Below are 23,099 nucleotides of genomic sequence, written 5' to 3'. Positions count from 1 at the left end.
CAAATGCCGGCTTTTTTTATTTGCCTTCATCTGCTGAAAGAAAAGACAAATTGCTATTAAAAGCCTCCTGCCCTTATAATGAAACATAGATGAAAACGCTGAAAACAAAAAGGGTGAACGGGATTGGCGACAAAGCATGAGCAAATTTTATCGTATATTGATTCATTAGATGTCGGGGAGAAAATCTCTGTCCGGCGCATAGCGAAAGAAATGAAAGTGAGTGAAGGCACCGCTTACCGGGCCATCAAAGATGCTGAAAATAAAGGATTCGTCAGTACCATTGAACGAGTCGGCACCATTCGAATTGAACAAAAGAAAAAAGAAAATATTGAAAAACTGACATATGCAGAAGTGGTCAATGTCATTGATGGCCAGGTCCTTGGAGGACGCGCCGGATTACATAAAACGTTAAACAAATTTGTCATTGGAGCGATGGAGCTGGACGCAATGATGCGCTATACGGCTGCTGGCAACCTGCTCATCGTCGGAAACCGGATCAATGCCCATAGGCAGGCATTAGAGGCAGGAGCGGCTGTGCTGGTCACAGGCGGATTCTCAACAGATGATGAAATCATTCAGCTCGCAGATGAGCTGGAGCTGCCGATTTTATCGACAAGCTACGATACATTTACCGTAGCGGCCCTCATTAACAGAGCCATTTATGACCAATTAATTAAAAAAGAAATTGTGCTTGTAGAAGATATTTTAACGCCGATTGAACGCACCGTGTATTTATCACCAGAGGATAAGCTTGAAAAATGGTATGAAAAGAATTATGAAACTGGCCACGGTCGTTTCCCGGTCGCAGATGATCAAATGAAGATTCACGGAATCCTCACCTCAAAGGATATTGCGGGGCATGACCGCTCCACACCGATTGAAAAAGTGATGACGAAAAATCCACTGACGGTCATTGGCAAAACATCTGTCGCCTCAGCTGCACAAATGATGGTGTGGGAAGGCATTGAGGTGCTGCCAGTTGTGGATGATCATGCGAAGCTGATCGGTATGATCAGCCGTCAGGATGTGCTCAAGGCGCTCCAAATGATTCAAAAGCAGCCGCAGGTCGGAGAAAAGCTGGATGATGTTGTCTCAAGAGGGTTTAAAGAAACCGATACAGAGAAACCAAAAGCGGATGCGGTTTATCAATACGAGGTTACCCCGCAAATGACGAATCAGCTTGGAAACATTTCATATGGGGTGTTCACACAAATTTTAATCGAATCTGCCAACCGCTTCTTAAAATCTCATAAAAAGGGCGAACTGATCGTCGAGAGTCTCTCTGTCTATTTCTTAAAACCGGTCCAAATGGAATCCACAATCCAGATTAAGCCGAATATTTTAGAAGTAGGGCGCAAGTTTGGAAAGCTGGAAGTGGAGGTTTATCACCAATCGAATATCGTAGGCAAAGCGATGCTGATGGTGCAGCTGATGGAGAGGGGATAATGATAAAAAGGGCGAACTTATGTCGCCCCTTTCCTTATTACGCGTGATCTTTTTCGCCTTCCTTTAAGAAGAGCGGAAGGTAATGCTTGTAGGCTTTATACCCAGCCCACGTACTGCCGATACCGACGGCAACAAAAATAAATCCGATGACAAATGCGAGTGACGAGCGGTTTAAAAATAATTGATTCACACCGAAGAGCAGGACAAAGCAGCCAAGTGCCATACTGGATTTCGCCGACCAGAATTTTTTCTCGACTGGCCGGTTCGTACGGACATTTTTTGCTTTGTAGTATAAATAAAACATGGCAGAACAAATAATAAACACAATCAAAACAAGCATGTGCCAAGCCTCCATTGTAAGTGGTTACAACCCTATTTTAAACGTAAATAGGCTTGCTTACTAGAATAAATTGTCTATTCCTCACTTTTCCGTCACGATAGATTATGATTTAATAATAAAAAGAGTATCGCATGAGAAGGAGTTTTTATGAAAAAAGAACTGATTAGAACCATATCATTATATGACACCATCATCATCCATAGACATGTAAGACCAGATCCTGATGCGTATGGATCGCAGTGCGGCCTTACGGAAATCTTGCGTGCCACCTATCCAGAAAAAAATATTTATGCGACAGGAACGCCTGAGCCATCCCTTTCATTTTTATATGAACTCGATGAGGTACCAGACGACGTGTATAAAGGGGCCCTTGTCATTGTCTGTGATACGGCCAATCAAGCAAGAATCGATGATCAGCGCTATTTAATGGGCGATAAGCTGATGAAAATCGACCATCACCCAAATGAAGATCCTTATGGTGATTTGCTTTGGGTGGATACAGAGGCAAGCTCTGTGAGCGAGATGATTTATGAATTGTACTTAGAGGGGAAAGAAGAAGGATATCAGCTGAATACAAAGGCGGCTGAATTGATCTATGCCGGCATTGTAGGAGACACAGGCCGCTTCCTTTTCCCAAACACAACGAAAAAGACACTCAAATATGCAGGTGAACTCATCGAATATCCATTTTCATCTTCAGATCTTTTCAATCAATTGTATGAGACAGATTTGAATGTCGTGAAATTAAATGGTTATATTTTTCAACATATTTCTTTGTCAGAGAACGGGGTTGCATCTGTTTTCATTAAGCGTGAAATTTTGGAATCGTTCCAAACAACAGCGCAGCAAGCCTCACAGCTTGTTGGGACACTAGGAAATATTGCAGGCATTAAGGCATGGGTCTTTTTTGTGGAAGAAAACGATCAGATTCGTGTTAGATTCCGCTCTAAAGGAGTCGTCATTAACACCATTGCGAAAAAATATCATGGCGGCGGCCACCCGCTTGCAGCCGGTGCGTCCATTTATGATTGGGCAGTAGCAGATGAGATTTTGCGTGATTTAGAGGAAGTATGTAAATCATCATCATAAGAGAGGAGGGATACTTAAGTCCCTTCTCTCTTTTTTGTCATGGAGAAAAGGGTTACTTGCATACAGGGATAAACCAGCAGCCGATGTCTGTTGAATCTTCATAGGCTTGGAGATTTTGATGCTTTAATTCTTTTTTAATTAAATGAGCCATCATTTCTGTCTCAGCATAGGCGCACATGCCGTCTTTGATCCGGCTTGCTTTGTCTCGTGCCATTTGACGATAGCTGTAAACCTCCATTGTCCTCACCTCTTTCTATTTAAGATTTCATTCTACTTTTAGTGTATAAAAATGAAGCGTGAAAAGCGATCATTGAGGGCAGAAATTCATAAAAATTCCACAACCTCCTTATTCAGCAAATGAAATACGTACTTCAAGTGAAAGCTTCGTATAAATTGTCAGCTCTGTCACTTTCGCGCGATATGCCTTTTCCCGAATGGTATATTCTTTATTTTCCACTGTCCGTTTTAGTAATTCCTTTGTTTTATAGACACTTTCAATATCCTTTGTAATGACTTCTGAGATATCCTCCTTGACCTGATCTTCAAACTTTAGCGTATCTGGCTCTGGGATTTTATACTGCTCACGATTCACGAGATGAACATCTACGCTTTGAATCAGCAGCCGCTTCTTATTATCCTCATTTAACTTATGCAAATCTTCCCGATAGAGTGTGATTTGTTCTTTTAGACTGTCCATATGATGCTGCTGGCTTCTCAGCAGTGTCACTTGCTTTTCCTGAAAGGTTCCGTATGTAAAGAGAAAAATGAGCCAGCTTACAATCGCACCAAACATCATTCCTGCAAAAAAACGCTGCCAGCCTGGGCGTTTATACAGCTCCGGCACCCTCATGATGACACATGCTCCTGGGTGAGCCACGTAATAATGAGATACCCCGTTTGTGCACCGCCCATGGCAGAGATAATTAATAAAATCTGCTTGAAAATATCACGCGTGTTTCCTTCGAAAATGCCTCGTTCAAAGCTATAAACAGCATCAAATGTTCCACCGATAGCGGCGACAAGCGCCCAAATCTTTAAACGGTTGGCAAGACTAGTAATAATGGATAAAGGCGGCTGACCAGATAAATACGCACCAACACCGCCTATGATAGCACCACCCAAAATGACTCCAAGGGCGATAAAATAACAGCTGATAAAATTCGGAATAAAAGCTTCCTTCACATCCATTTTGTCCACCTCACTCTATTCAATATATGGCGTGTGCTGGACAAGTATGAACGGTCAGAAAAGAAAGAACATTTGTTTCTCATCGCATCGCGTTTTATAATGAAAGAATGACTTTAGACGAAAGGAGTGGATTAAGCATGTCTTATGTTCATCTTCAGGTCCACAGTGGATACAGCTTGTTAAGCAGTGCAGCTAAAGTAAAGGAGCTTGTGCTGAAAGCAAAAGAACTTGGCTGCAAGGCGCTTGCTCTTACCGATGACCATGTGATGTATGGCACGGTTGAATTTTATAAGGAATGTAAAAAACATGGCATCAAGCCGGTTATCGGTTTAACAGCTTCTGTCTTCATAGATGAACAAGAGACAGAGGCTTATCCCTTGGTACTCCTTGCAAAAAACAATGAAGGCTATCAAAACCTGATCAAAATCAGCAGTGTGCTGAAATCAAAATCAAAAGCCGGATTGAAAGAGAAATGGCTCAAAAGCTATCACCGCGGGCTCATTGCCATCACACCAGGCGCATCTGGGTATATTGAAACGCTTTTGCAGCATGATCAGTTAGAAGAAGCGCGTGAAGCCGCCAAACAATTGAAGCATATATTCGGCGAGGGACATGTGTATATCGCACTTCAGCCATTTCAGCAGGACGAATCGCTCGCCGGCAAACTGCGGGACGTCTCACAAAGTACGGACATTCCTCTTGTTGCGACGGGTGATGTTCACTATATCAATCGAGAAGACAAAATGGCTTATACGTGCTTAAAGGCGATTAAAGCAGGTAAGCAGCTTTCAGAGATAGAGGAAGACCGAGGAGAAAAGCATTTCAAATCCTTTGATGAAATGTTGGAATGGTATAGAGATGATCGAGAGCTGCTGACAAGAACGGTGGAGATTGCAGACCGCTGTGAAGTCGATTTAAATCTTGGGCAGACAAAACTTCCATCCTATCCAACTCCTGATCAATCAACAGCAGATCAGTTTTTACGCAGAGTGTGCGCAGAAGGGATGAAGCAAAGAAAGATTGCTTCAAATGACATGTATGTTAAAAGGCTTGAATATGAGCTGAGCATTATCCAAAAAATGAATTTCAGTGATTATTTTCTCATTGTGTGGGATTTTATGAAGTATGCGCATGACAAAGGGATTGTCACAGGCCCTGGACGGGGATCAGCAGCGGGTTCACTTGTTGCTTATGTTCTGTTTATTACGGATGTCGATCCGATCCGTCACGGTCTTTTATTTGAGCGTTTCTTAAATCCAGAGCGGATCAGTATGCCAGATATAGATATTGATTTCCCCGATACGAGAAGAGATGAAATCATTTCTTATGTAAAAGACAAATACGGAGACATGCATGTGGCGCAAATTGTCACGTTTGGAACACTTGCAGCAAAAGCTGCTTTAAGGGATGTTGGACGTGTGATGGGAATTGATTCAAAAGCAGCGGACCGTCTTGCCAAGCTGATTCCATCAAAGCCAGGAACGACGCTGAAAGAAGCGGTGACTGCATCTTCTGAATTAAAAACGATGCTTCAGCAATCCGAAGAGCTTCGAAAGGTCTTCCAAACTGCTTTAAAAGTAGAGGGCTTGCCAAGACACACCTCGACACATGCAGCCGGCGTGGTGCTGAGCGAAGAGCCGCTGACAGAGGTCGTTCCGATTCAAGACGGCCATGAAGGTGTGTATTTAACGCAGTACGCCATGAATTATTTAGAAGACCTTGGACTTTTAAAGATGGATTTCTTAGGGCTCAGAAACTTAACATTAATTGAATCCATTAAAAACCAGATTGAAAGACAGGAAAACGTCCACATTAACTTTAGTGACATTTCATACGAGGATCAGAAAACGTTTGAATTGTTATCCGCCGGAGATACAACTGGAATATTCCAGCTTGAATCACAGGGAATGCGACAGGTGCTGAGACGCCTGAAGCCGTCTAGTTTAGAAGATATCGTGGCGGTCAATGCCCTCTATCGTCCAGGTCCAATGGAAAATATCCCGCTTTTTATCGACCGAAAGCATGGCAGAGTCAAGGTCTCCTATCCTCATCCTGATTTGTATGACATATTAAAGGATACATATGGGGTCATCGTCTATCAGGAGCAAATCATGCTGATTGCAGCGAAGATGGCTGGTTTTCAGCTGGGCGAGGCAGATCTATTAAGAAGAGCTGTTTCGAAGAAGGATAAAAAGGTCCTTGATGAAGAGCGAAGCCATTTTGTTGAAGGATGCCTAAAAAAGGAGTATCCTGTTAACATTGCAAATGACGTTTATGACTTAATCGTCAAATTTGCAAACTATGGTTTTAATAGAAGCCATGCTGTTGCATATAGCATGATTGGCTTTCAGCTTGCTTATTTAAAAGCGCATTATCCGTTATATTTTATGTGCGGTCTTTTAACGAGTGTAATTGGAAATGAAGACAAAGTTGCTCAATATTTCTATGAGGCGAAGGAAAAAGGGATATCTGTGTTGAAGCCTTCTATTAATAAGAGTGAGTTTCCATTTACGGTTGAAAAAGGGGAGATCCGCTACAGCTTAAGAGCGATCAAAAATGTCGGAGTGTCAGCTGTAAAGGATATATACAGAGCAAGACAGGAAAAGCCGTTTGAAGATTTATTTGATTTTTGCGCAAGAGTATCACCAAAGAGTGTCAACCGAAAAACGATTGAAGCGCTCATTTTTTCAGGGGCGATGGATGAATTTTATCCCAATCGTGCTTCGTTATTAGCATCGATAGATATTGCGTTAGACCACGTGTCATTTTTAAATCCAGAGGATCAGCTGGACTTTCTTGGGGATACAACCTTCTCCATTAAGCCAAAATATGCGGAGATAGAAGAAATGCCGCTTGTTGACCTCCTGCAATTTGAAAAAGAGGCACTCGGGTTATATTTATCAAATCATCCAGTACAAGCGTACCGAGACCGCTTAAGAGAGAATGGTGCAGTGGAAATCATCAGACTTTCTTCCTATATAAAGCGTAAAATCTCAATGGGTGGTCTTTTGACAAAAGTGAAATCGATTCGGACAAAAAATGGACAATCGATGGCATTTGTTACATTTGGGGATGAAACGGGAGAAATGGAAGGCGTCGTCTTTCCAGAGCAATTTAGAAAGCTGTCCCCCTTACTTGAGGAGGGCACCATGCTTTATGTTGAAGGCAGAGTAGAGGTCAGAAATGACAGCAGTCAAATCATCGTGCAAGAAGCTGCTTTGCTGGAAGAGATGGACGCAAAAAGAAAAGAGTCTGTCTACATTCGGGTCAAAGAAGAGAATCATACGCAGGAGCTGCTAGAGCAAGTAAAACGAGTCCTCTCGATGCACAGCGGAGAAGCAGATGTCTATTTGTATTATGAGAAGCAAAAAAAGACGATGAGACTTCCAGATGCATACAAAGTTCATGCAAATCATGCTGTGATTTTCCAGTTAAAAGAGCTGCTAGGTGAACAAAACGTTGTGATTAAATGATGACAAATCGCCTGAATATGTTTTACAAATTCACCTATTGTGTTATCATTTTAAAGATTCTGTGTATTTAAAACTGCCAGTATGTGCTTATCAACTTAGCAAATCATTAAATCATTTTCCACTTGAAGGAGTGTTCATCACATGTCATTAAGAGAAGAAGCATTACATATGCACAAAGAGAATCAAGGCAAACTCGAATCAAAATCAAAAGTACAAGTGAAAAATGCGAAAGACTTGAGCTTGGCTTATTCACCTGGTGTTGCAGAACCATGTAAAGATATTTATGACGACACAAGCAAAGTGTATGATTATACAATGAAAGGCAATATGGTCGCTGTTGTCACAGACGGAAGCGCTGTTTTAGGGCTTGGAAATATTGGTGCAGAAGCATCTCTTCCAGTAATGGAAGGGAAAGCTGTATTATTCAAAAGTTTTGCAGGCGTGGATGCTTTCCCAATCGCGCTTGCAACGAACGATGTTGACAAAATCGTTGAAACAGTGAAGCTTCTTGAGCCGACTTTTGGCGGTGTGAACCTTGAAGATATTGCAGCACCTAACTGCTTTATCATCGAAGAGCGCTTGAAAAAAGAGACAAACATTCCAGTTTTCCACGATGATCAGCACGGAACAGCCATTGTGACAGTAGCAGGACTTGTGAATGCACTGAAGCTATCTGGAAAATCCATGTCTTCAATCAAAGTAGTGGCAAACGGCGCCGGGGCAGCAGGAATTGCGATTATCAAACTTCTTTATCATTTCGGTGTACGTGATATCATTATGTGTGATACGAAAGGTGCTATTTACGAAGGCCGCCCGAACGGTATGAATGCAGTGAAAAACGAAGTAGCTAAATTCACGAACCAAGACCGCAAAGAAGGTTCATTAGAAGAAGTCATTGAAGGTGCAGACGTCTTTATCGGGGTTTCTGTAGCAGGCGCTTTAACAAAAGAAATGGTTGGAAAAATGGCAAAAGATCCTGTCATCTTTGCTATGGCTAATCCAAATCCAGAGATCATGCCAGAAGATGCACATGCAGCAGGTGCAAGTGTTGTAGGAACTGGCCGTTCTGACTTCCCGAACCAAGTGAACAACGTACTGGCATTCCCAGGAATTTTCCGCGGAGCATTAGATGTACGTGCGACTCACATTAACGAAGAAATGAAAATCGCAGCTGTTGAAGCGATTGCGTCTCTTGTTTCAGATGAAGAATTGTCAGCTGAATATGTCATCCCTGCACCATTTGATGCACGCGTAGCACCAGCGGTAGCAAAAGCGGTGGCAAAAGCAGCAATGGAAACTGGCGTTGCAAGAATCAAGGTCGACCCAGAAGCTGTCGCTGAAAAAACAAGAAAATTAACGATTATCGGCGAATAATCAACTGGAAAAGTGTGCACGTTCTTTCTGAAACTGGAGGAAAAACGTGCACCATTTCCTCTCTTATGCGAAAAATTTTTCATCCGGAATGAGATTTTTTTGTAGACGTTCACAATTCAAACATATCAACTGCTCAGCGCCCCAAACACATACTCATTTCTCATCAATTCCCCACTGAAAAAATTGAATGAAGGATGACAGCGTTTGACAAAAAAAGTACAATAGTTTCGGTACAGTTATGACATGTCCTATAATAGTGGATGTGCGTGTAAAGAAAAAACCCTTCAAAAAGGGAGGTAGTCATTTGTCAATCAAGAATATTTTCAGTAAAAAGAAAAAATATGCATCTGTACCCTCTGAACAGGCAAGTCAAGATGTGCCTGAAGGCATCATGACCAAATGTCCGCAATGTAAAAAAATAATGCTCACCAAAGAACTAGATAAAAATTTACGTGTTTGTATGAATTGCGGCAGACATTTGCAAATGAATGCAAAACAGCGTATTGAAAGCCTTGTAGATGAAGGCACATTTGAAGAATTTAACGGGCACCTCATTTCAGCAAACCCGCTCGGTTTCCCAGGCTACGAAGAAAAGCTTGAGAAAGACAGAGAAAAGACATCTTTGAATGAAGCCATTGTCACAGGTAAAGGTGAAATTGAAGGCCAAAGTGCTGTGATTGCTGTCATGGATGCCACGTTCCGTATGGGCAGCATGGGATCCGTTGTTGGTGAAAAGATCACGCTGGCGATCGAGAAAGCAAAAGCGGACAAGGTGCCATTTATTATCTTTACTGCATCTGGCGGAGCGAGAATGCAAGAGGGAATTCTTAGTCTCATGCAGATGGCAAAAACAAGTTCAGCATTAAAACTGTTCAGCGAGGATCAAGGTTTGATTATCTCTGTGATGACGAACCCAACAACTGGCGGTGTATCAGCTAGTTTTGCGTCTCTCGGTGATTACAATTTTGCAGAACCTGGTGCTTTAATTGGTTTTGCAGGACGAAGAATCATTGAACAAACGATTCGTGAAGACCTGCCAGAGGACTTCCAGACGGCTGAATTTTTAATGAAGCATGGACAGCTTGATGCTGTCATCCATCGTGCAGAAATGAAAGAAACACTAGGCCGAATCTTAGCACTACACAGCACAGGAGGTGAACGAGAGTGGCTGGAGAACTAGAATTTGAAAAACCTGTCATTGAACTTCGAGCGAAAATTGATGAACTGAAAAAGTTCACACAAAACTCAGAAATGGATTTAAGTGCAGAAATTGAGCGCCTTGAAACACGTCTGAGCAAGCTTGAAGCAGACATTTATACAAATTTAAAGCCGTGGGACAGAGTGCAGATTGCTCGGCATGCGATGCGCCCAACAACTCTCGATTACATTCAAGAGCTGTTTGACAACTTTTTCGAATGTCACGGTGACCGTTTTTATGGTGATGATGAAGCGATCGTTGGAGGAATTGCCACGTTTAAAGGGCTTCCTGTCACTGTTATTGGCCATCAGCGCGGTAAAGATACAAAAGAAAACTTGCGCCGTAATTTCGGAATGCCTCATCCAGAAGGCTATCGTAAAGCGCTGCGCTTGATGAAACAAGCAGATAAATTTAATCGCCCGATCATTTGCTTTATTGATACAAAAGGAGCTTATCCTGGTAAAGCAGCTGAAGAGCGCGGACAAAGTGAAGCAATTGCGAAAAACCTATTCGAAATGGCAGGACTTCGTGTACCAGTTGTCTGTATTGTCATTGGAGAAGGCGGAAGCGGCGGCGCACTAGGCTTAGGCGTAGGAAACCACCTATTCATGCTAGAAAACTCAACGTATTCAGTGATTTCACCTGAAGGTGCAGCAGCGCTGCTCTGGAAGGACTCATCACTTGCGAAAAAAGCTGCAGAATCAATGAAAATTACCGCTCCAGACCTAAAAGAATTAGATATTATAGATGATGTTATTAAAGAAGTGCAAGGTGGAGCACATCGAGACGTGAAACAACAAGCAGCTTACATGGAAAAAACATTAAAACAGTCACTTACATCTTTGCTCAAACTAACACCTGAAGAACTAGTCGAACAAAGATATGAAAAATATAAAGCAATCGGGAAAGTATCGATTGAAAATCAATATATTGGGGTAAACTAAATAAACGTACAGCCATTTTGGCTGGCGTTTATTTTTTTTCATCTTTTTTCATGAAAACCGACTTCATGTAAGCGCTATTTGAAAATAATTTTCTTTTGTTTTCATAAAATTTGAAACGTCTGAAAACCTTGATATGATAAGGTTTATAGCACCTCCCTTCACAGATTTCAGAGAGATTTGCTTTCATGACGTTCTTAACTTTTGTTTAAAAACGGTTTATTTAATTGTATAATAAGTACGGTTTTAGAAATTCGTATTGAAAACATCCAAATTTGCTCATGATTGTTTTCAAGCAGTGGAAATGGTATGTTTAATTCATATATGGTCTCTGAGGTGAAAAAGATGAAGCGTATAGGAGTTTTAACAAGCGGTGGGGATTCCCCAGGAATGAATGCAGCTGTGCGCGCAGTTGTAAGGAAAGCAATTTACCATAATGTTGAAGTTTACGGTATTTATAATGGATACTCAGGTCTAATTAACGGTAAAATTGAGAAACTCGAAATAGGTTCAGTAGGCGATATCATTCATCGTGGAGGAACAAAACTTTACACGGCAAGATGTCCTGAATTCAAGACAGTTGAAGGTCGTGAAAAAGGAATTGAAAACTTAAAAAAATTCGGTATTGAAGGACTTGTAGTCATTGGTGGAGACGGGTCATTTATGGGAGCGAAGAAATTAACAGAGCTCGGTTTTCCATGTGTAGGTGTTCCAGGCACGATTGACAACGATATTCCAGGTACTGATTTCACTATTGGCTTTGATACAGCACTGAATACTGTCATTGATGCCATTGATAAAATTCGTGATACAGCCACATCTCATGAACGTACATACGTAGTGGAAGTAATGGGAAGACATGCTGGTGATATTGCCCTTTGGTCAGGTCTTGCGGGCGGAGCCGAATCTATTTTGATTCCTGAAGCAGACTATGACATGGACGAAATTATTGCTAGGTTAAGAAGAGGTCACGAACGCGGCAAGAAGCATAGTATCATCATCGTTGCAGAAGGCGTAGGCAGCGGTGTTGAATTTGGTAAGCGGATTGAAGAGGAGACAAGCCTTGAAACACGTGTATCTGTCTTAGGGCATATTCAGCGCGGAGGTTCTCCGAGTGCGTTTGACCGTGTACTGGCAAGCCGTTTAGGAGCATATGCAGTTGAGCTTCTTCTTGAAGGACAAGGCGGACGCTGTGTAGGCATTCAAAGCAATGAACTCGTTCATCACGATATTTTAGAAATCTTAGATAAAAAACATACAGTCGATAAAAATATGTACCGACTTTCACAAGAGCTCTCTATATAAAACGAGAAGACCTTAGGAGGAACAGTAATGAGAAAGACAAAAATCGTTTGTACAATCGGTCCAGCAAGTGAAAGCATTGAAAAGCTGACTGAATTGATTGAAGCAGGAATGAATGTAGCCAGACTCAACTTCTCCCATGGAGATTTTGAAGAGCATGGTGCACGCATTGAAAACATACGTAAAGCAGGTAAAACATTAGGCAAGGACATTGCGATCCTTCTAGATACAAAAGGTCCAGAGATCCGTACACGTACAGTTGAAAACGGCTCAATTGAGCTAGTCGCTGGTGCTGATCTTATCGTGAGTATGGAAGACATTGTTGGAAATACGGAAAAAATTAGTGTGACATACGAAGATTTAATTCATGATGTAGAAGTAGGCTCAACGATTCTATTAGATGATGGTCTGATTGGTTTAGAAGTAAAAGAAATTAACAAGGACCGCAAAGAAATCGTCACTAAAGTCATGAATACAGGCACGCTCAAAAACAAAAAAGGCGTCAACATACCTGGCGTCAGTGTGAACCTGCCAGGTATTACAGAAAAGGATGCCAATGATATTCTGTTTGGAATTGAACAAGGCGTCGATTTCATCGCAGCTTCTTTTGTGAGACGAGCTTCTGATGTTCTTGAAATTCGTGAGCTTCTTGAAAAGAACAATGCGACTGATATTCAAATCATCCCTAAGATTGAAAACCAAGAGGGTGTTGATAACATCGACGAGATCCTTGAGGTATCTGACGGTTTAATGGTTGCGCGTGGAGATCTTGGTGTAGAGATCCCGGCAGAAGAAGTACCGCTTGTTCAAAAAATGCTGATCAAAAAATGCAATCGTTTAGGCAAGCCTGTCATCACAGCGACTCAAATGCTGGACAGCATGCAGCGTAACCCACGTCCTACCCGTGCGGAAGCAAGTGACGTGGCAAATGCTATTTTTGACGGCACAGATGCGATAATGCTTTCTGGTGAAACAGCAGCAGGAACATATCCAGTAGAAGCCGTACAAACAATGCATAACATTGCATCACGTTCAGAAGAAGCACTAAACTATAAAGCCATCCTTTCTCGCAGAAGCGAAGAAGTAGAAGTCAGCATTACAGACGCGATTGGTCAATCTGTTGCACATACAGCAATGAAGCTTGATGTAGCAGCCATTGTGACACCGACAGAAAGCGGACATACAGCAAGAATGATTTCAAAATATAGACCAAAAGCACCAATCGTAGCAGTTACTGCAAACGAATCAGTGGCGAGAAAGCTTTCACTCGTATTCGGTGTATTTGCAAAGAGCGGATCAAAAACGACATCTACTGATGAAATGCTTGAGAATGCGGTAGAAAAGTCAATTGAAACAGGCTATGTAAGACACGGCGATTTAATCGTGATTACAGCAGGTGTGCCAGTTGGTGAAACAGGTACGACGAACTTAATGAAAGTATATGTTGTCGGTGACATCATTGCGAAAGGTCAAGGTATTGGCCGTAAATCTGCATTTGGACCGGTTGTCATTGCACAAAGCGGAAAAGAAGCAGAAGAAAAAATGTACGATGGTGCGATCCTGGTTGCAAACTGCACAGATCGTGATATGATGGGAGCTTTAGAAAAAGCATCTGCCCTTATCACAGAAGAAGGCGGTTTAACAAGCCATGCAGCAGTTGTTGGACTAAGCCTCGGCATTCCAGTGATTGTTGGTCTTGACAGCGCAACGACACTATTAAAAGAAGGCGAAGAGATTACAGTAGATCCAGCACGCGGAGCGATCTACAAAGGCCGTGCAAGCGTCCTTTAAATCATACTAGAGGGGAGTTGTCTGACTCCTCTCTTTTTTTATGTTACACTAAAAAAAGTAAACAGCTTTCGATGAAAGATACCCCATGAGGTGATATGGTTGAAGAAATATTTTCTACTATTATTAATTCTGTTCCCTGCGGTGGAAATTAGTTTATTTTTAATCTCAAGTAAAATCATTGGCATTTTGCCAACCATGCTGCTCATCGTGCTGACAAGTGCCTTAGGTGCTTATTTTGCAAGAAAACAAGGTATAGAAGCCTTCCAAAAAGTGCAGCGAGATTTACAATATGGCAAGATGCCAGGGGGAGCGATTGTCGATGGTTTTTGTATTCTAATCGGCGGTCTGCTGCTGCTCATTCCAGGCTTCTTATCGGATCTCATTGGGGCTTTGCTGCTCATTCCGGTGACGAGAAAGGGAATCAAGCCGCTCTTTGAACGCTGGCTTAGAAACATGTCTAATCGCAACCGCTACACGATCATTCGTTAAAGAGACCTTCAGCTGAAGGTCTCTTTTATTTTTGCATTCCATACCGAATGTACTCATAAATATCTCTGAAAACTCCTGCATTACGGAATGCCTGCCACACGACAAGGGAAGCAGGGCCAATCACAAGTCCTAGAAAACCAAACCATTTTAACCCGACAAATAGCGCCACAAGCGTGGCTAAAGGATTAAGTCCGATGGATTTGCTTAAGACTTTTGGCTCTGATATTTGTCTTTGAATGAGGACGACAATATACAAAATGCCCAGTCCAATGGCGAGGGAAAGATTTCCTGTCATAGCAGAATAAATGATCCACGGTAGAAAAACAGTGCCGCTCCCGATATATGGAAGTAAATCGACGAGCCCGATACATAGAGCGATAACGAAGGCATGCTTGACCTTTAAAATGATGAGTCCAATCAATACAATACCAATCGTCATGGCAACAAGCAGAAGCTGAGCCTTCATAAAGCCGGTAATGGCTTTTTTGATTTCAGATAAAATAGCGCGTGTATGCTGCATCCATTTTGCGGGAAAGATACGTGAGCCATATGTTTTTAACGTAAACCAATCTTTCGTGATAAAAAAAGTCGCCAGAGCAGAAAATAACAGTGTGGCTGCTGCATCAGGCAAAAGACCTAAAAAAGCCGGAATAAGCTCGAATGTTTTTGAAAGAAAAGACCCGATTTTTGCGGCCGCTTCATCACCAAGTGCTTGAATTTGTCCCAAAATCGATTCCTTTTGACCTGCTTGAAGCGTATTAAATTGGGCCGTCACATCATGATATAAAGGCAGAATCTTGTCTGTGAAAAATTGCTCTACAATCCCAATCATTTGATCAAGATGACGGGGCAGCACCTTTGCCAAATAAGCACTTCCTGAAATGATTTCCGCAACTAGAAGCGTCATTAAGCCGGCGGCTGCGACTAAAAAGAGCAAGAGCACAATGACCACAACAAATCCTCTTGGCATCCCGGTGATCTCTTCGATTTTGCAGACGGCAGGATGAATTAAACAAGACACGATAAGGGCGATCCAAAAAGGATATAAAAACGGAAAAGACTGATATAAAAAGACAACCGCAAAAACAGCAATGCTGATCATCATCAAACTTCGAAGAAAAATGGCCACATAGGCGTGATTCACACAATCCCCTCCAAAAAACAAGCATGTCCGATACTTCATTTTATTCAAAAAGATTAGTAATATGAAAAGGTCGCAATAAAAAGAAAGAAAGGAGCGGCGTATGTTTACTCAAGCAAATTTGTTTTTGGTTCTTTTACTCGTTATTGCACTTATTGCAAAAAACAATTCGTTAATTGTAGCAGTCTCTGTGCTGATCGCGATTAAGCTGATTGGCCTGGATCAAAAAATTTTCCCGGTTCTCCAATCTAAAGGCATTAATTGGGGGGTCACCGTTATTACCATTGCAGTTCTGGTCCCGATTGCAACAGGTGACATTGGATTTAAGCAGCTTGGAGAAGCGATGAAATCTTCCTATGCTTGGATAGCTCTTGGAGCGGGTATATTAGTAGCATTAATTGCAAAAAACGGGATTGTGCTACTCGAAAATGATCCGCATATTACGGCAGCGCTTGTGTTCGGTACCATTTTGGCAGTCAGCTTATTTAAAGGTGTGGCAGTTGGACCGCTTATCGGGGCTGGAATTGCTTATTTGGCGATGCAGGCTGTGAAATTTTTCAGCGGGTGAAAAGAGAGTGGTTCCTGCCACTTTCTTTTTTAAATTTTTTCTTGCGTGAGCTTTTGCAAAAAAACATAATTAAATATATTAAAAGAAGCAAAATCCCTTTATTCCATGCCTGATATGGGAGACTGGAAAAAAAAATATCAAAAAAAATTATAGTTAAACATTTAACAAATGTCTGATTATTGTTTATAATGGGAATAGGCTTAATTTTGAACTCATTGATCACACAAGAGATATGAGGCTAAAAGCGCTCTAACCGTATAGGTAAATGTAAGCATTTTCTTTTCTGAGCCTGCTATCTTATCCGGATTGGATAGCGCTTTCAAAAAGTGAGAATTCTGCAACGAAGGGGAATCTTTTTAAAAAGGGGAGATTGAACATGACAGCAACAAGAGGTCTTGAAGGTATCGTGGCAACAACTTCATCCGTAAGCTCAATTATTGATGATACTCTTACTTATGTAGGGTACAATATCGATGATTTAACTGAAAAAGCTACATTCGAAGAAATTGTCTACCTGTTATGGCACTTAAAGCTGCCGAATGAGCAGGAGCTGAGTGAATTAAAACAGCAGCTCAATGAAAATGCTCAGATTCCGCAAGAAATCATTGAGCATTTTAAATCTTATTCGCTTGATGGGGTTCATCCAATGTCTGCGATTCGTACAGCAGTATCTTTACTAGGTTTACTTGATGACGAATCAGAGATTATGGACAAAGAAGCGAATTACAGAAAGGCGATTCGCTTACAGGCGAAAATTTCTGGACTAGTCGCTGCGTTTTCACGCATCCGCAAAGGGCTTGAGCCTGTACAGCCAAAAGAAGAATACAGCTATGCTGCAAACTTCTTGTATATGCTAAATGGCGAAGAGCCGTCACCAGTAGAAATTGAAGCCATTGATAAGGCACTTATTCTCCATGCGGATCATGAATTAAACGCATCGACATTTACAGCACGTGTATGTGTTGCTACACTATCAGATATCTACTCTGGTGTGACAGCGGCTATCGGTGCGCTGAAGGGACCGCTTCATGGCGGCGCTAATGAAGGCGTGATGAAGATGCTTTCAGAAATTGGCGAAGTTGAAAACGTAGATTCCTATATTCATGGTAAGCTAGAGAAGAAAGAAAAAATTATGGGCTTTGGCCACCGTGTATACCGTCAAGGTGACCCGCGTGCAAAGCATCTAAAAGAAATGAGCCAGCGTTTAACAAACCTCACTGGCGAGCCGAAATGGTATGAAATGTCTGTTCGCGCAGAGGAAATCGTGACATCAGAGAAAAATCTTCCACCAAATGTTGATTTTTATTCTGCATCTGTATATCACAGTCTTGGGATTGATCATGACTTGTTTACACCAATTTTCGTGATCAGCCGATTCTCTGGATGGATTGCTCACATTCTAGAGCAATATGACAACAACCGTCTTATCCGTCCAAGAGCTGACTACATTGGACCTGATCTTCAAACCTTTGTTCCGATCAGTGAAAGAGACTAATGTTTATAGAATAAGCGGGGGCTGATTTCAAAAGGCCAATCAGCCTCCATATCAACAAAAAAACGAATCACGTGAAAAACTTCTTTGTTTGCAGACATCAAGCCAAGAAGTTTCAAATATTCACTACATAACCTGGGAGGTAATATCATTGTCACAAGGCGAAAAAATTACAGTTACTGGCGGCGTATTGAATGTACCAAATAATCCAATTATCCCGTTTATTGAAGGGGACGGAATCGGTCCTGACATTTGGAAGGCAGCATCAAGAGTACTTGAAGCAGCTGTAGAAAAAGCATATAAAGGTGAAAAGCAAATCACTTGGAAAGAAGTATATGCAGGTGAGAAAGCTTACAATAAAACTGGAGAGTGGCTTCCTGAGCAAACGCTTGAAGACATTCGCGAATACTTAATTGCGATTAAAGGGCCACTAACAACACCAATTGGCGGAGGAATCCGTTCATTAAACGTGGCACTTAGACAAGAGCTTGATTTATTCACATGCTTGCGTCCTGTTCGCTGGTTCAAAGGGGTACCTTCTCCTGTGAAACGTCCAGAAGACACAGATATGGTGATCTTCCGTGAGAACACAGAAGATATCTATGCTGGTATCGAGTATGCAAAAGGTTCAGACGAAGTGAAGAAGTTAATTGACTTCTTGAAAAACGAATTAGGTGTGAATAAAATCCGTTTCCCAGAAACGTCAGGTATCGGAATCAAGCCAGTTTCTGAAGAGGGAACATCCCGTCTTGTCAGAGCGGCTATCCAATATGCAATTGACCAAGGCCGTAAATCTGTGACGCTTGTTCACAAAGGAAACATCATGAAATTTACAGAAGGTGCCTTCAAAAACTGGGGCTACGAAGTGGCTGAAAAAGAGTTTGGCGACAAAGTCTTTACATGGGCACAATATGATCGTATTGTAGAACAAGATGGAAAAGATGCGGCAAACAAAGCGCAAAGTGAAGCAGAAGCTGCTGGCAAAATCATTGTCAAAGACAGCATTGCAGATATTTTCCTTCAACAAATCCTAACTCGTCCAGCTGAGTTCGATGTTGTGGCTACAATGAACTTAAATGGAGATTACATCTCTGATGCACTTGCAGCACAAGTTGGTGGAATTGGTATCGCACCAGGTGCAAACATCAACTACGAAACAGGACACGCTATTTTTGAAGCGACTCACGGAACAGCACCAAAATATGCTGGTCTTGATAAAGTGAATCCATCTTCTGTTCTTCTATCAGGCGTGCTTTTACTTGAGCACCTTGGCTGGCAGGAAGCAGCTGATCTAGTGATTCAATCTGTTGAAAAAACAATTGCATCTAAAGTCGTCACATACGATTTTGCTAGATTAATGGATGGCGCAACAGAAGTGAAATGTTCTGAGTTTGCTGACGAGCTCATCAAAAACTTGTCTTGATTCTTAAACTTTAAAGTTAAAGGGGAAAAAGGAAATGGCAAACAAGCGTAAAAAAGTATCTGTCATCGGAGCAGGTTTTACAGGAGCAACTACAGCATTTCTAACGGCTCAAAAAGAATTAGCGGATGTCGTATTAGTTGATATCCCGCAGCTTGAGAACCCAACAAAAGGGAAAGCTCTTGATATGCTGGAAGCAAGCCCTGTTCAAGGCTTCGATGCGAACATTACAGGCACTTCTAACTACGAAGATACAGCCGGTTCTGATGTCGTGGTCATTACGGCAGGAATTGCAAGAAAGCCGGGAATGAGCCGTGACGATCTCGTGTCAACAAATGAAAAAATCATGCGCAGCGTGACACGCGAAATCGTTAAATATTCTCCAGAAGCCATTATTGTTGTGTTAACAAACCCTGTTGATGCAATGACATATGCCGTTTATAAAGAATCAGGATTACCAAAAGAAAAAGTCATTGGACAATCGGGCATTCTTGATACAGCACGCTTCCGTACGTTTGTTGCTCAAGAATTAAACCTATCTGTCAAAGATGTGACGGGCTTTGTGCTTGGTGGACATGGCGATGACATGGTTCCGCTTGTTCGTTACTCTTACGCAGGCGGTATCCCGCTGGAAACATTGATTCCAAAAGATCGTATTGATGCGATTGTTGAAAGAACAAGAAAAGGCGGCGGCGAAATCGTAAACCTATTAGGTAACGGTAGTGCCTATTATGCACCTGCTGCTTCACTAGTAGAAATGGTTGAGGCGATTCTAAAAGATCAGCGCCGCGTGATCCCAACGATTGCATACCTTGAAGGTGAATATGGCTACGAAGGCATTTACCTTGGTGTACCAACAATCGTAGGTGGAAACGGCCTTGAGCAGATCATTGAGCTTGAGCTGACAGAAGAAGAAAGAAGTCAGCTTGACCGTTCTGTTGAATCTGTTAAGAACGTCATGAAAGTATTGTCTTAATATGAAAAAAAGAAGGCTTCTCTTATGAGGGGCCTTCTTTTTGTTTACAAAACCAATCTTGTCGAAATTTTAAATTGTCCTCTTGTTAAGCTTTCGTTAAAATGAAAGAGAAAGCATGACTTCTCGCTTTTCACATAAGATACAAAAAAACGGATGCAGGGGAAATCACTAATTGGAGGCACAACATGAATAAAAAAATATTAGTTGTGGATGATGAAGAATCAATTGTAACACTTCTAAGCTATAACCTTGAAAGGGCGGGCTATGATGTCGTCACAGCAAGAGATGGGGAAGAAGCGCTTGAAAAAGCAGCAAGTGAACAGCCTGATCTCATTGTATTAGATTTAATGCTTCCGAAAATGGACGGTATTGAAGTGTGCAAACAACTGAGAATTCAAAAAATGATGTTCCCTATTTTAATGCTGACAGCAAAGGACGATGAATTTGATAAGGTGCTCGGTCTTGAACTTGGAGCTGATGATTACATGACAAAGCCATTCAGTCCTAGAGAAGTGGGTGCTCGGGTAAAAGCCATCTTGAGAAGAGCGCAGCAATCTCAGCCTGTCCCCGCGCAAGAGGAGAAGGAAGAGGTCATTGCAGACCAAATCAAAATTGGTGAACTGCGCATTTTACCAGAACACTACGAAGTCTACTTCCAAGAAGAACGCCTAGAGCTTACGCCGAAGGAATTTGAACTGCTGCTTTATTTGGCCAAGCATAAAGGACGTGTCCTCACACGTGATCTGCTGCTAAGTGCCGTTTGGAATTATGACTTTGCAGGTGACACTCGTATTGTGGATGTACATATCAGCCACTTGCGGGACAAAATTGAAAAGAATACGAAAAAACCAACATACATTAAAACCATTCGCGGCTTAGGCTACAAATTGGAGGAGCCAAAGCCAAATGAGTAAAATTCGAACCCGCCTGTTTTCGGGACTTATTTTTCTCCTTTTTATTGTGTTTGTTGCACTTGGTCTTTTTTTGGATCACATGTTCCATGTTTTTTATGAAACTAAATTAACGGAACGAATGGAAAATGAATCGAGCTTTCTTCTTTCTTCCATGGATGGTGATGATCTGCAGGCGAAGCAAAACAAGGAGATCCTCAATCAGGCAAAGCAGCATCTCGATATGAATGCGTCAATTGTGGACCTGAAGGGGAATATCATACATACAACAGGTCAAGCGGAGCAAAGGGGCATCATTCAAAACACACTGAACAATGAACGCCTTCAAACAAAAGGAGTCGTCATTGAGGATGAAAAGGATGCGCTGTTTCATTACGCAGTCCCTATCCTGAAACAAAACGAACCGGCAGGCTATTTATTTCTCCATGCGTCATTCCAGCCTTTAAATGAAATTGACGGCCAGCTTTGGCTCGCATTAGCCGTTTGTCTTGGAACGGCGATTATTATTATCGTTTTCTTTGGATACCGCATGTCGATGAAATATGTAAAACCGATAGATTATGCCACAAAGGTAGCCAAACAGCTGGAACGCGGGAACTATGATACCAATCATTATGAAGAGCTCATCATTGAAACAAGTGAGCTTAATACATCAATGAAGCGCCTGGCAGAAAGCCTTCAAGAAATGACAAGCACTGGGGAGATGCAGCGAGACCGTCTGCAAACAGTCATTGAAAACATCGGTGCAGGAATTATTTTGATTGATAAGATGGGATATATCAACCTAGTCAATCGAACCTTCCGCAAGCAGTTTAAAGTGCAAAAGCACATTTACATGCACAAGCTGTATCATGAAGCATTTACTCATGAAGAAATTATTGAGCTGATTGACGAAATTTTCATGACAGAAACGAAGGTGCGGAAGTTTTTACGCCTGGCCGTTGACATTGAACGGCGCTACTTCCAGGTGGATGGTGTTCCCATTTTAAGTACAGACGATGAATGGAAAGGAATTGTCCTTGTATTTCATGACGTGACAGAAACAAAGCAGCTGGAGCAGATGCGAAAAGATTTTGTCGCCAATGTGTCTCACGAGTTAAAGACACCGATTACGTCGATTAAAGGATTCTCCGAAACTCTTCTAGATGGAGCGATTGATGACAAAGTAGCGCTGACACAATTCCTTTCCATCATTCTAAAAGAGAGTGTCCGTCTCGAAACACTCATTCAAGATTTACTCGATCTTTCCAAAATCGAGCAGCAGCATTTCAAACTGAATATTCAAGACGCCAATGCGACAGAAATCATTCAAGAGATTGAAGTACTTTTAAAACAAAAGGCCGCAGAAAAAGGCATTCAACTACAAGTGCGTATCCCGAAAGAGCCTGTCTATGTGATGGCAGATCCGCTGAGGTTAAAACAAATCTTCCTCAATCTCGTGAACAATGCCCTTACCTATACACCAGAGGGAGGGAGTGTCACCATTTCGGCAAGACCGCGGAAAGGCGCCTATGAATTTGATGTAGCAGATACAGGAATCGGCATGAAGAAAAGCGAGATTCCAAGAATATTTGAGAGATTTTATCGAATTGATAAAGATAGAAGTAGAAATTCAGGCGGTACAGGACTTGGTCTTGCCATCGTCAAACACCTTGTGGAGGCGCATGAAGGGACGATTTCGGTCCATAGCAAACAAGGTAAAGGAACGACTTTTACAGTGAGCCTGAAATCAAAATAGGGAAAAAAGGAAAGTCGCGTTAAAATTTACATGATCTTTACAATGGATTCATGTTTAGTTAAACAATCATTGGTAGGATGAATAGGAACCCCTTCATCCAAGGAGCCAATTTTGTAAGGACGAAAACACTTGTTGTTTTCGTCCCTTTTTTTATGCAGGTTCGACTATTTTCTTTTCAAAATAAACTTTGATAAAATGATGATACAATGTGTGAAAGAGACG

Annotated in this window: 20 protein-coding genes; 15 read left to right on the top strand and 5 right to left on the bottom strand. The window is 41.8% G+C overall.

Annotation, left to right across the window (positions count from 1 at the left end; all coding sequences use genetic code 11):
• The first annotated feature begins 123 nt into the window (after positions 1 to 123).
• Positions 124 to 1,446 carry a CBS domain-containing protein gene (locus NST65_RS13365; protein WP_034279630.1) on the top strand — a complete coding sequence of 441 codons (1,323 nt, stop codon included), beginning with the start codon at positions 124 to 126 and terminating at the stop codon, positions 1,444 to 1,446.
• 37 nt (positions 1,447 to 1,483) lie between these two features.
• Here NST65_RS13365 and NST65_RS13360 read toward each other — a convergent pair whose 3' ends face one another.
• Positions 1,484 to 1,786 carry a YtpI family protein gene (locus NST65_RS13360; protein ID WP_003216665.1) on the bottom strand — a complete coding sequence of 101 codons (303 nt, stop codon included), beginning with the start codon at positions 1,784 to 1,786 and terminating at the stop codon, positions 1,484 to 1,486.
• 147 nt (positions 1,787 to 1,933) lie between these two features.
• Between NST65_RS13360 and NST65_RS13355 the strand changes: the two genes are divergently transcribed.
• Positions 1,934 to 2,875 (top strand): bifunctional oligoribonuclease/PAP phosphatase NrnA, encoded by a 942-nt coding sequence (locus NST65_RS13355; RefSeq protein WP_024424800.1) that lies wholly within the window; start codon positions 1,934 to 1,936, stop codon positions 2,873 to 2,875.
• A gap of 52 nt (positions 2,876 to 2,927) precedes the next feature.
• Here the strand turns inward: NST65_RS13355 and NST65_RS13350 are convergent, their stop codons facing one another.
• The 3 genes from NST65_RS13350 to NST65_RS13340 form a co-directional block, all read right to left on the bottom strand.
• Entirely contained in the window at positions 2,928 to 3,113 is a 186-nt protein-coding gene (locus tag NST65_RS13350; protein WP_003216400.1) for a hypothetical protein, read from the bottom strand.
• A gap of 108 nt (positions 3,114 to 3,221) precedes the next feature.
• Positions 3,222 to 3,725 carry a sporulation membrane protein YtrI gene (gene ytrI, locus NST65_RS13345; RefSeq protein ID WP_003216226.1) on the bottom strand — a complete coding sequence of 168 codons (504 nt, stop codon included), beginning with the start codon at positions 3,723 to 3,725 and terminating at the stop codon, positions 3,222 to 3,224.
• Complete coding sequence (locus NST65_RS13340; protein ID WP_024424798.1) at positions 3,722 to 4,063, bottom strand: YtrH family sporulation protein; 342 nt, start codon at positions 4,061 to 4,063, stop codon at positions 3,722 to 3,724. The genes ytrI and NST65_RS13340 overlap by 4 nt, the downstream gene beginning before the upstream one ends.
• Before the next feature lie 137 nt (positions 4,064 to 4,200).
• Here NST65_RS13340 and dnaE point away from each other — a divergent pair, with 137 nt between their 5' ends.
• The 7 genes from dnaE to NST65_RS13305 all read left to right on the top strand — a co-directional run bounded on the left by dnaE (position 4,201) and on the right by NST65_RS13305 (position 14,631).
• Positions 4,201 to 7,536, top strand: a complete 3,336-nt coding sequence (gene dnaE / locus NST65_RS13335) for a DNA polymerase III subunit alpha (RefSeq protein WP_034279637.1) — start codon at positions 4,201 to 4,203, stop codon at positions 7,534 to 7,536.
• 141 nt (positions 7,537 to 7,677) lie between these two features.
• Positions 7,678 to 8,910: a malic enzyme-like NAD(P)-binding protein gene (locus tag NST65_RS13330; protein ID WP_025092260.1), complete on the top strand. Its 1,233-nt coding sequence runs from the start codon at positions 7,678 to 7,680 to the stop codon at positions 8,908 to 8,910.
• A gap of 304 nt (positions 8,911 to 9,214) precedes the next feature.
• Positions 9,215 to 10,090 (top strand): acetyl-CoA carboxylase, carboxyltransferase subunit beta, encoded by an 876-nt coding sequence (accD, locus tag NST65_RS13325; RefSeq protein ID WP_034279640.1) that lies wholly within the window; start codon positions 9,215 to 9,217, stop codon positions 10,088 to 10,090.
• Positions 10,075 to 11,052 carry an acetyl-CoA carboxylase carboxyl transferase subunit alpha gene (accA, locus tag NST65_RS13320; RefSeq protein WP_024424795.1) on the top strand — a complete coding sequence of 326 codons (978 nt, stop codon included), beginning with the start codon at positions 10,075 to 10,077 and terminating at the stop codon, positions 11,050 to 11,052. Before accD ends, accA begins: the two co-directional genes overlap by 16 nt.
• Positions 11,053 to 11,394: 342 nt before the next feature.
• Positions 11,395 to 12,354, top strand: a complete 960-nt coding sequence (gene pfkA / locus NST65_RS13315) for a 6-phosphofructokinase (protein WP_024424794.1) — start codon at positions 11,395 to 11,397, stop codon at positions 12,352 to 12,354.
• Positions 12,355 to 12,381: 27 nt separating this feature from the next.
• Positions 12,382 to 14,142, top strand: a complete 1,761-nt coding sequence (pyk, locus tag NST65_RS13310) for a pyruvate kinase (RefSeq protein WP_024426143.1) — start codon at positions 12,382 to 12,384, stop codon at positions 14,140 to 14,142.
• 99 nt (positions 14,143 to 14,241) lie between these two features.
• Positions 14,242 to 14,631, top strand: coding sequence for an FxsA family protein (locus NST65_RS13305; protein WP_024424793.1), 390 nt, complete (start codon positions 14,242 to 14,244; stop codon positions 14,629 to 14,631).
• A gap of 25 nt (positions 14,632 to 14,656) precedes the next feature.
• Here NST65_RS13305 and ytvI read toward each other — a convergent pair whose 3' ends face one another.
• Positions 14,657 to 15,775 (bottom strand): sporulation integral membrane protein YtvI, encoded by a 1,119-nt coding sequence (gene ytvI, locus NST65_RS13300; protein WP_034279643.1) that lies wholly within the window; start codon positions 15,773 to 15,775, stop codon positions 14,657 to 14,659.
• 100 nt (positions 15,776 to 15,875) lie between these two features.
• Between ytvI and NST65_RS13295 the strand changes: the two genes are divergently transcribed.
• From NST65_RS13295 to NST65_RS13270, 6 genes are all read left to right on the top strand, one after another.
• Positions 15,876 to 16,340 (top strand): DUF441 domain-containing protein, encoded by a 465-nt coding sequence (locus tag NST65_RS13295; RefSeq protein ID WP_024424791.1) that lies wholly within the window; start codon positions 15,876 to 15,878, stop codon positions 16,338 to 16,340.
• Positions 16,341 to 16,716: 376 nt separating this feature from the next.
• Positions 16,717 to 17,835 carry a citrate synthase gene (citZ, locus tag NST65_RS13290; protein ID WP_024424790.1) on the top strand — a complete coding sequence of 373 codons (1,119 nt, stop codon included), beginning with the start codon at positions 16,717 to 16,719 and terminating at the stop codon, positions 17,833 to 17,835.
• Between the two features lie 148 nt (positions 17,836 to 17,983).
• The gene (icd, locus tag NST65_RS13285) at positions 17,984 to 19,255 is read left to right on the top strand and encodes an NADP-dependent isocitrate dehydrogenase (protein ID WP_024424789.1); all 1,272 of its coding nucleotides are present in this window, start codon (positions 17,984 to 17,986) and stop codon (positions 19,253 to 19,255) included.
• 34 nt (positions 19,256 to 19,289) lie between these two features.
• Positions 19,290 to 20,228, top strand: a complete 939-nt coding sequence (gene mdh, locus NST65_RS13280) for a malate dehydrogenase (RefSeq protein WP_008356047.1) — start codon at positions 19,290 to 19,292, stop codon at positions 20,226 to 20,228.
• Positions 20,229 to 20,413: 185 nt separating this feature from the next.
• Positions 20,414 to 21,142 (top strand): response regulator transcription factor, encoded by a 729-nt coding sequence (locus NST65_RS13275; protein ID WP_024426141.1) that lies wholly within the window; start codon positions 20,414 to 20,416, stop codon positions 21,140 to 21,142.
• Positions 21,135 to 22,877, top strand: a complete 1,743-nt coding sequence (locus tag NST65_RS13270) for an ATP-binding protein (RefSeq protein ID WP_070326344.1) — start codon at positions 21,135 to 21,137, stop codon at positions 22,875 to 22,877. Before NST65_RS13275 ends, NST65_RS13270 begins: the two co-directional genes overlap by 8 nt.
• Positions 22,878 to 23,099 lie beyond the last annotated feature (222 nt).

Source organism: Bacillus sp. FSL P4-0248, from assembly GCF_038593305.1.
Lineage (GTDB): Bacteria > Bacillota > Bacilli > Bacillales > Bacillaceae > Bacillus > Bacillus safensis.
The sequence above is the reverse complement of the archived record's forward strand: the minus strand, read 5'-3'. Positions and strand labels throughout refer to the sequence as shown.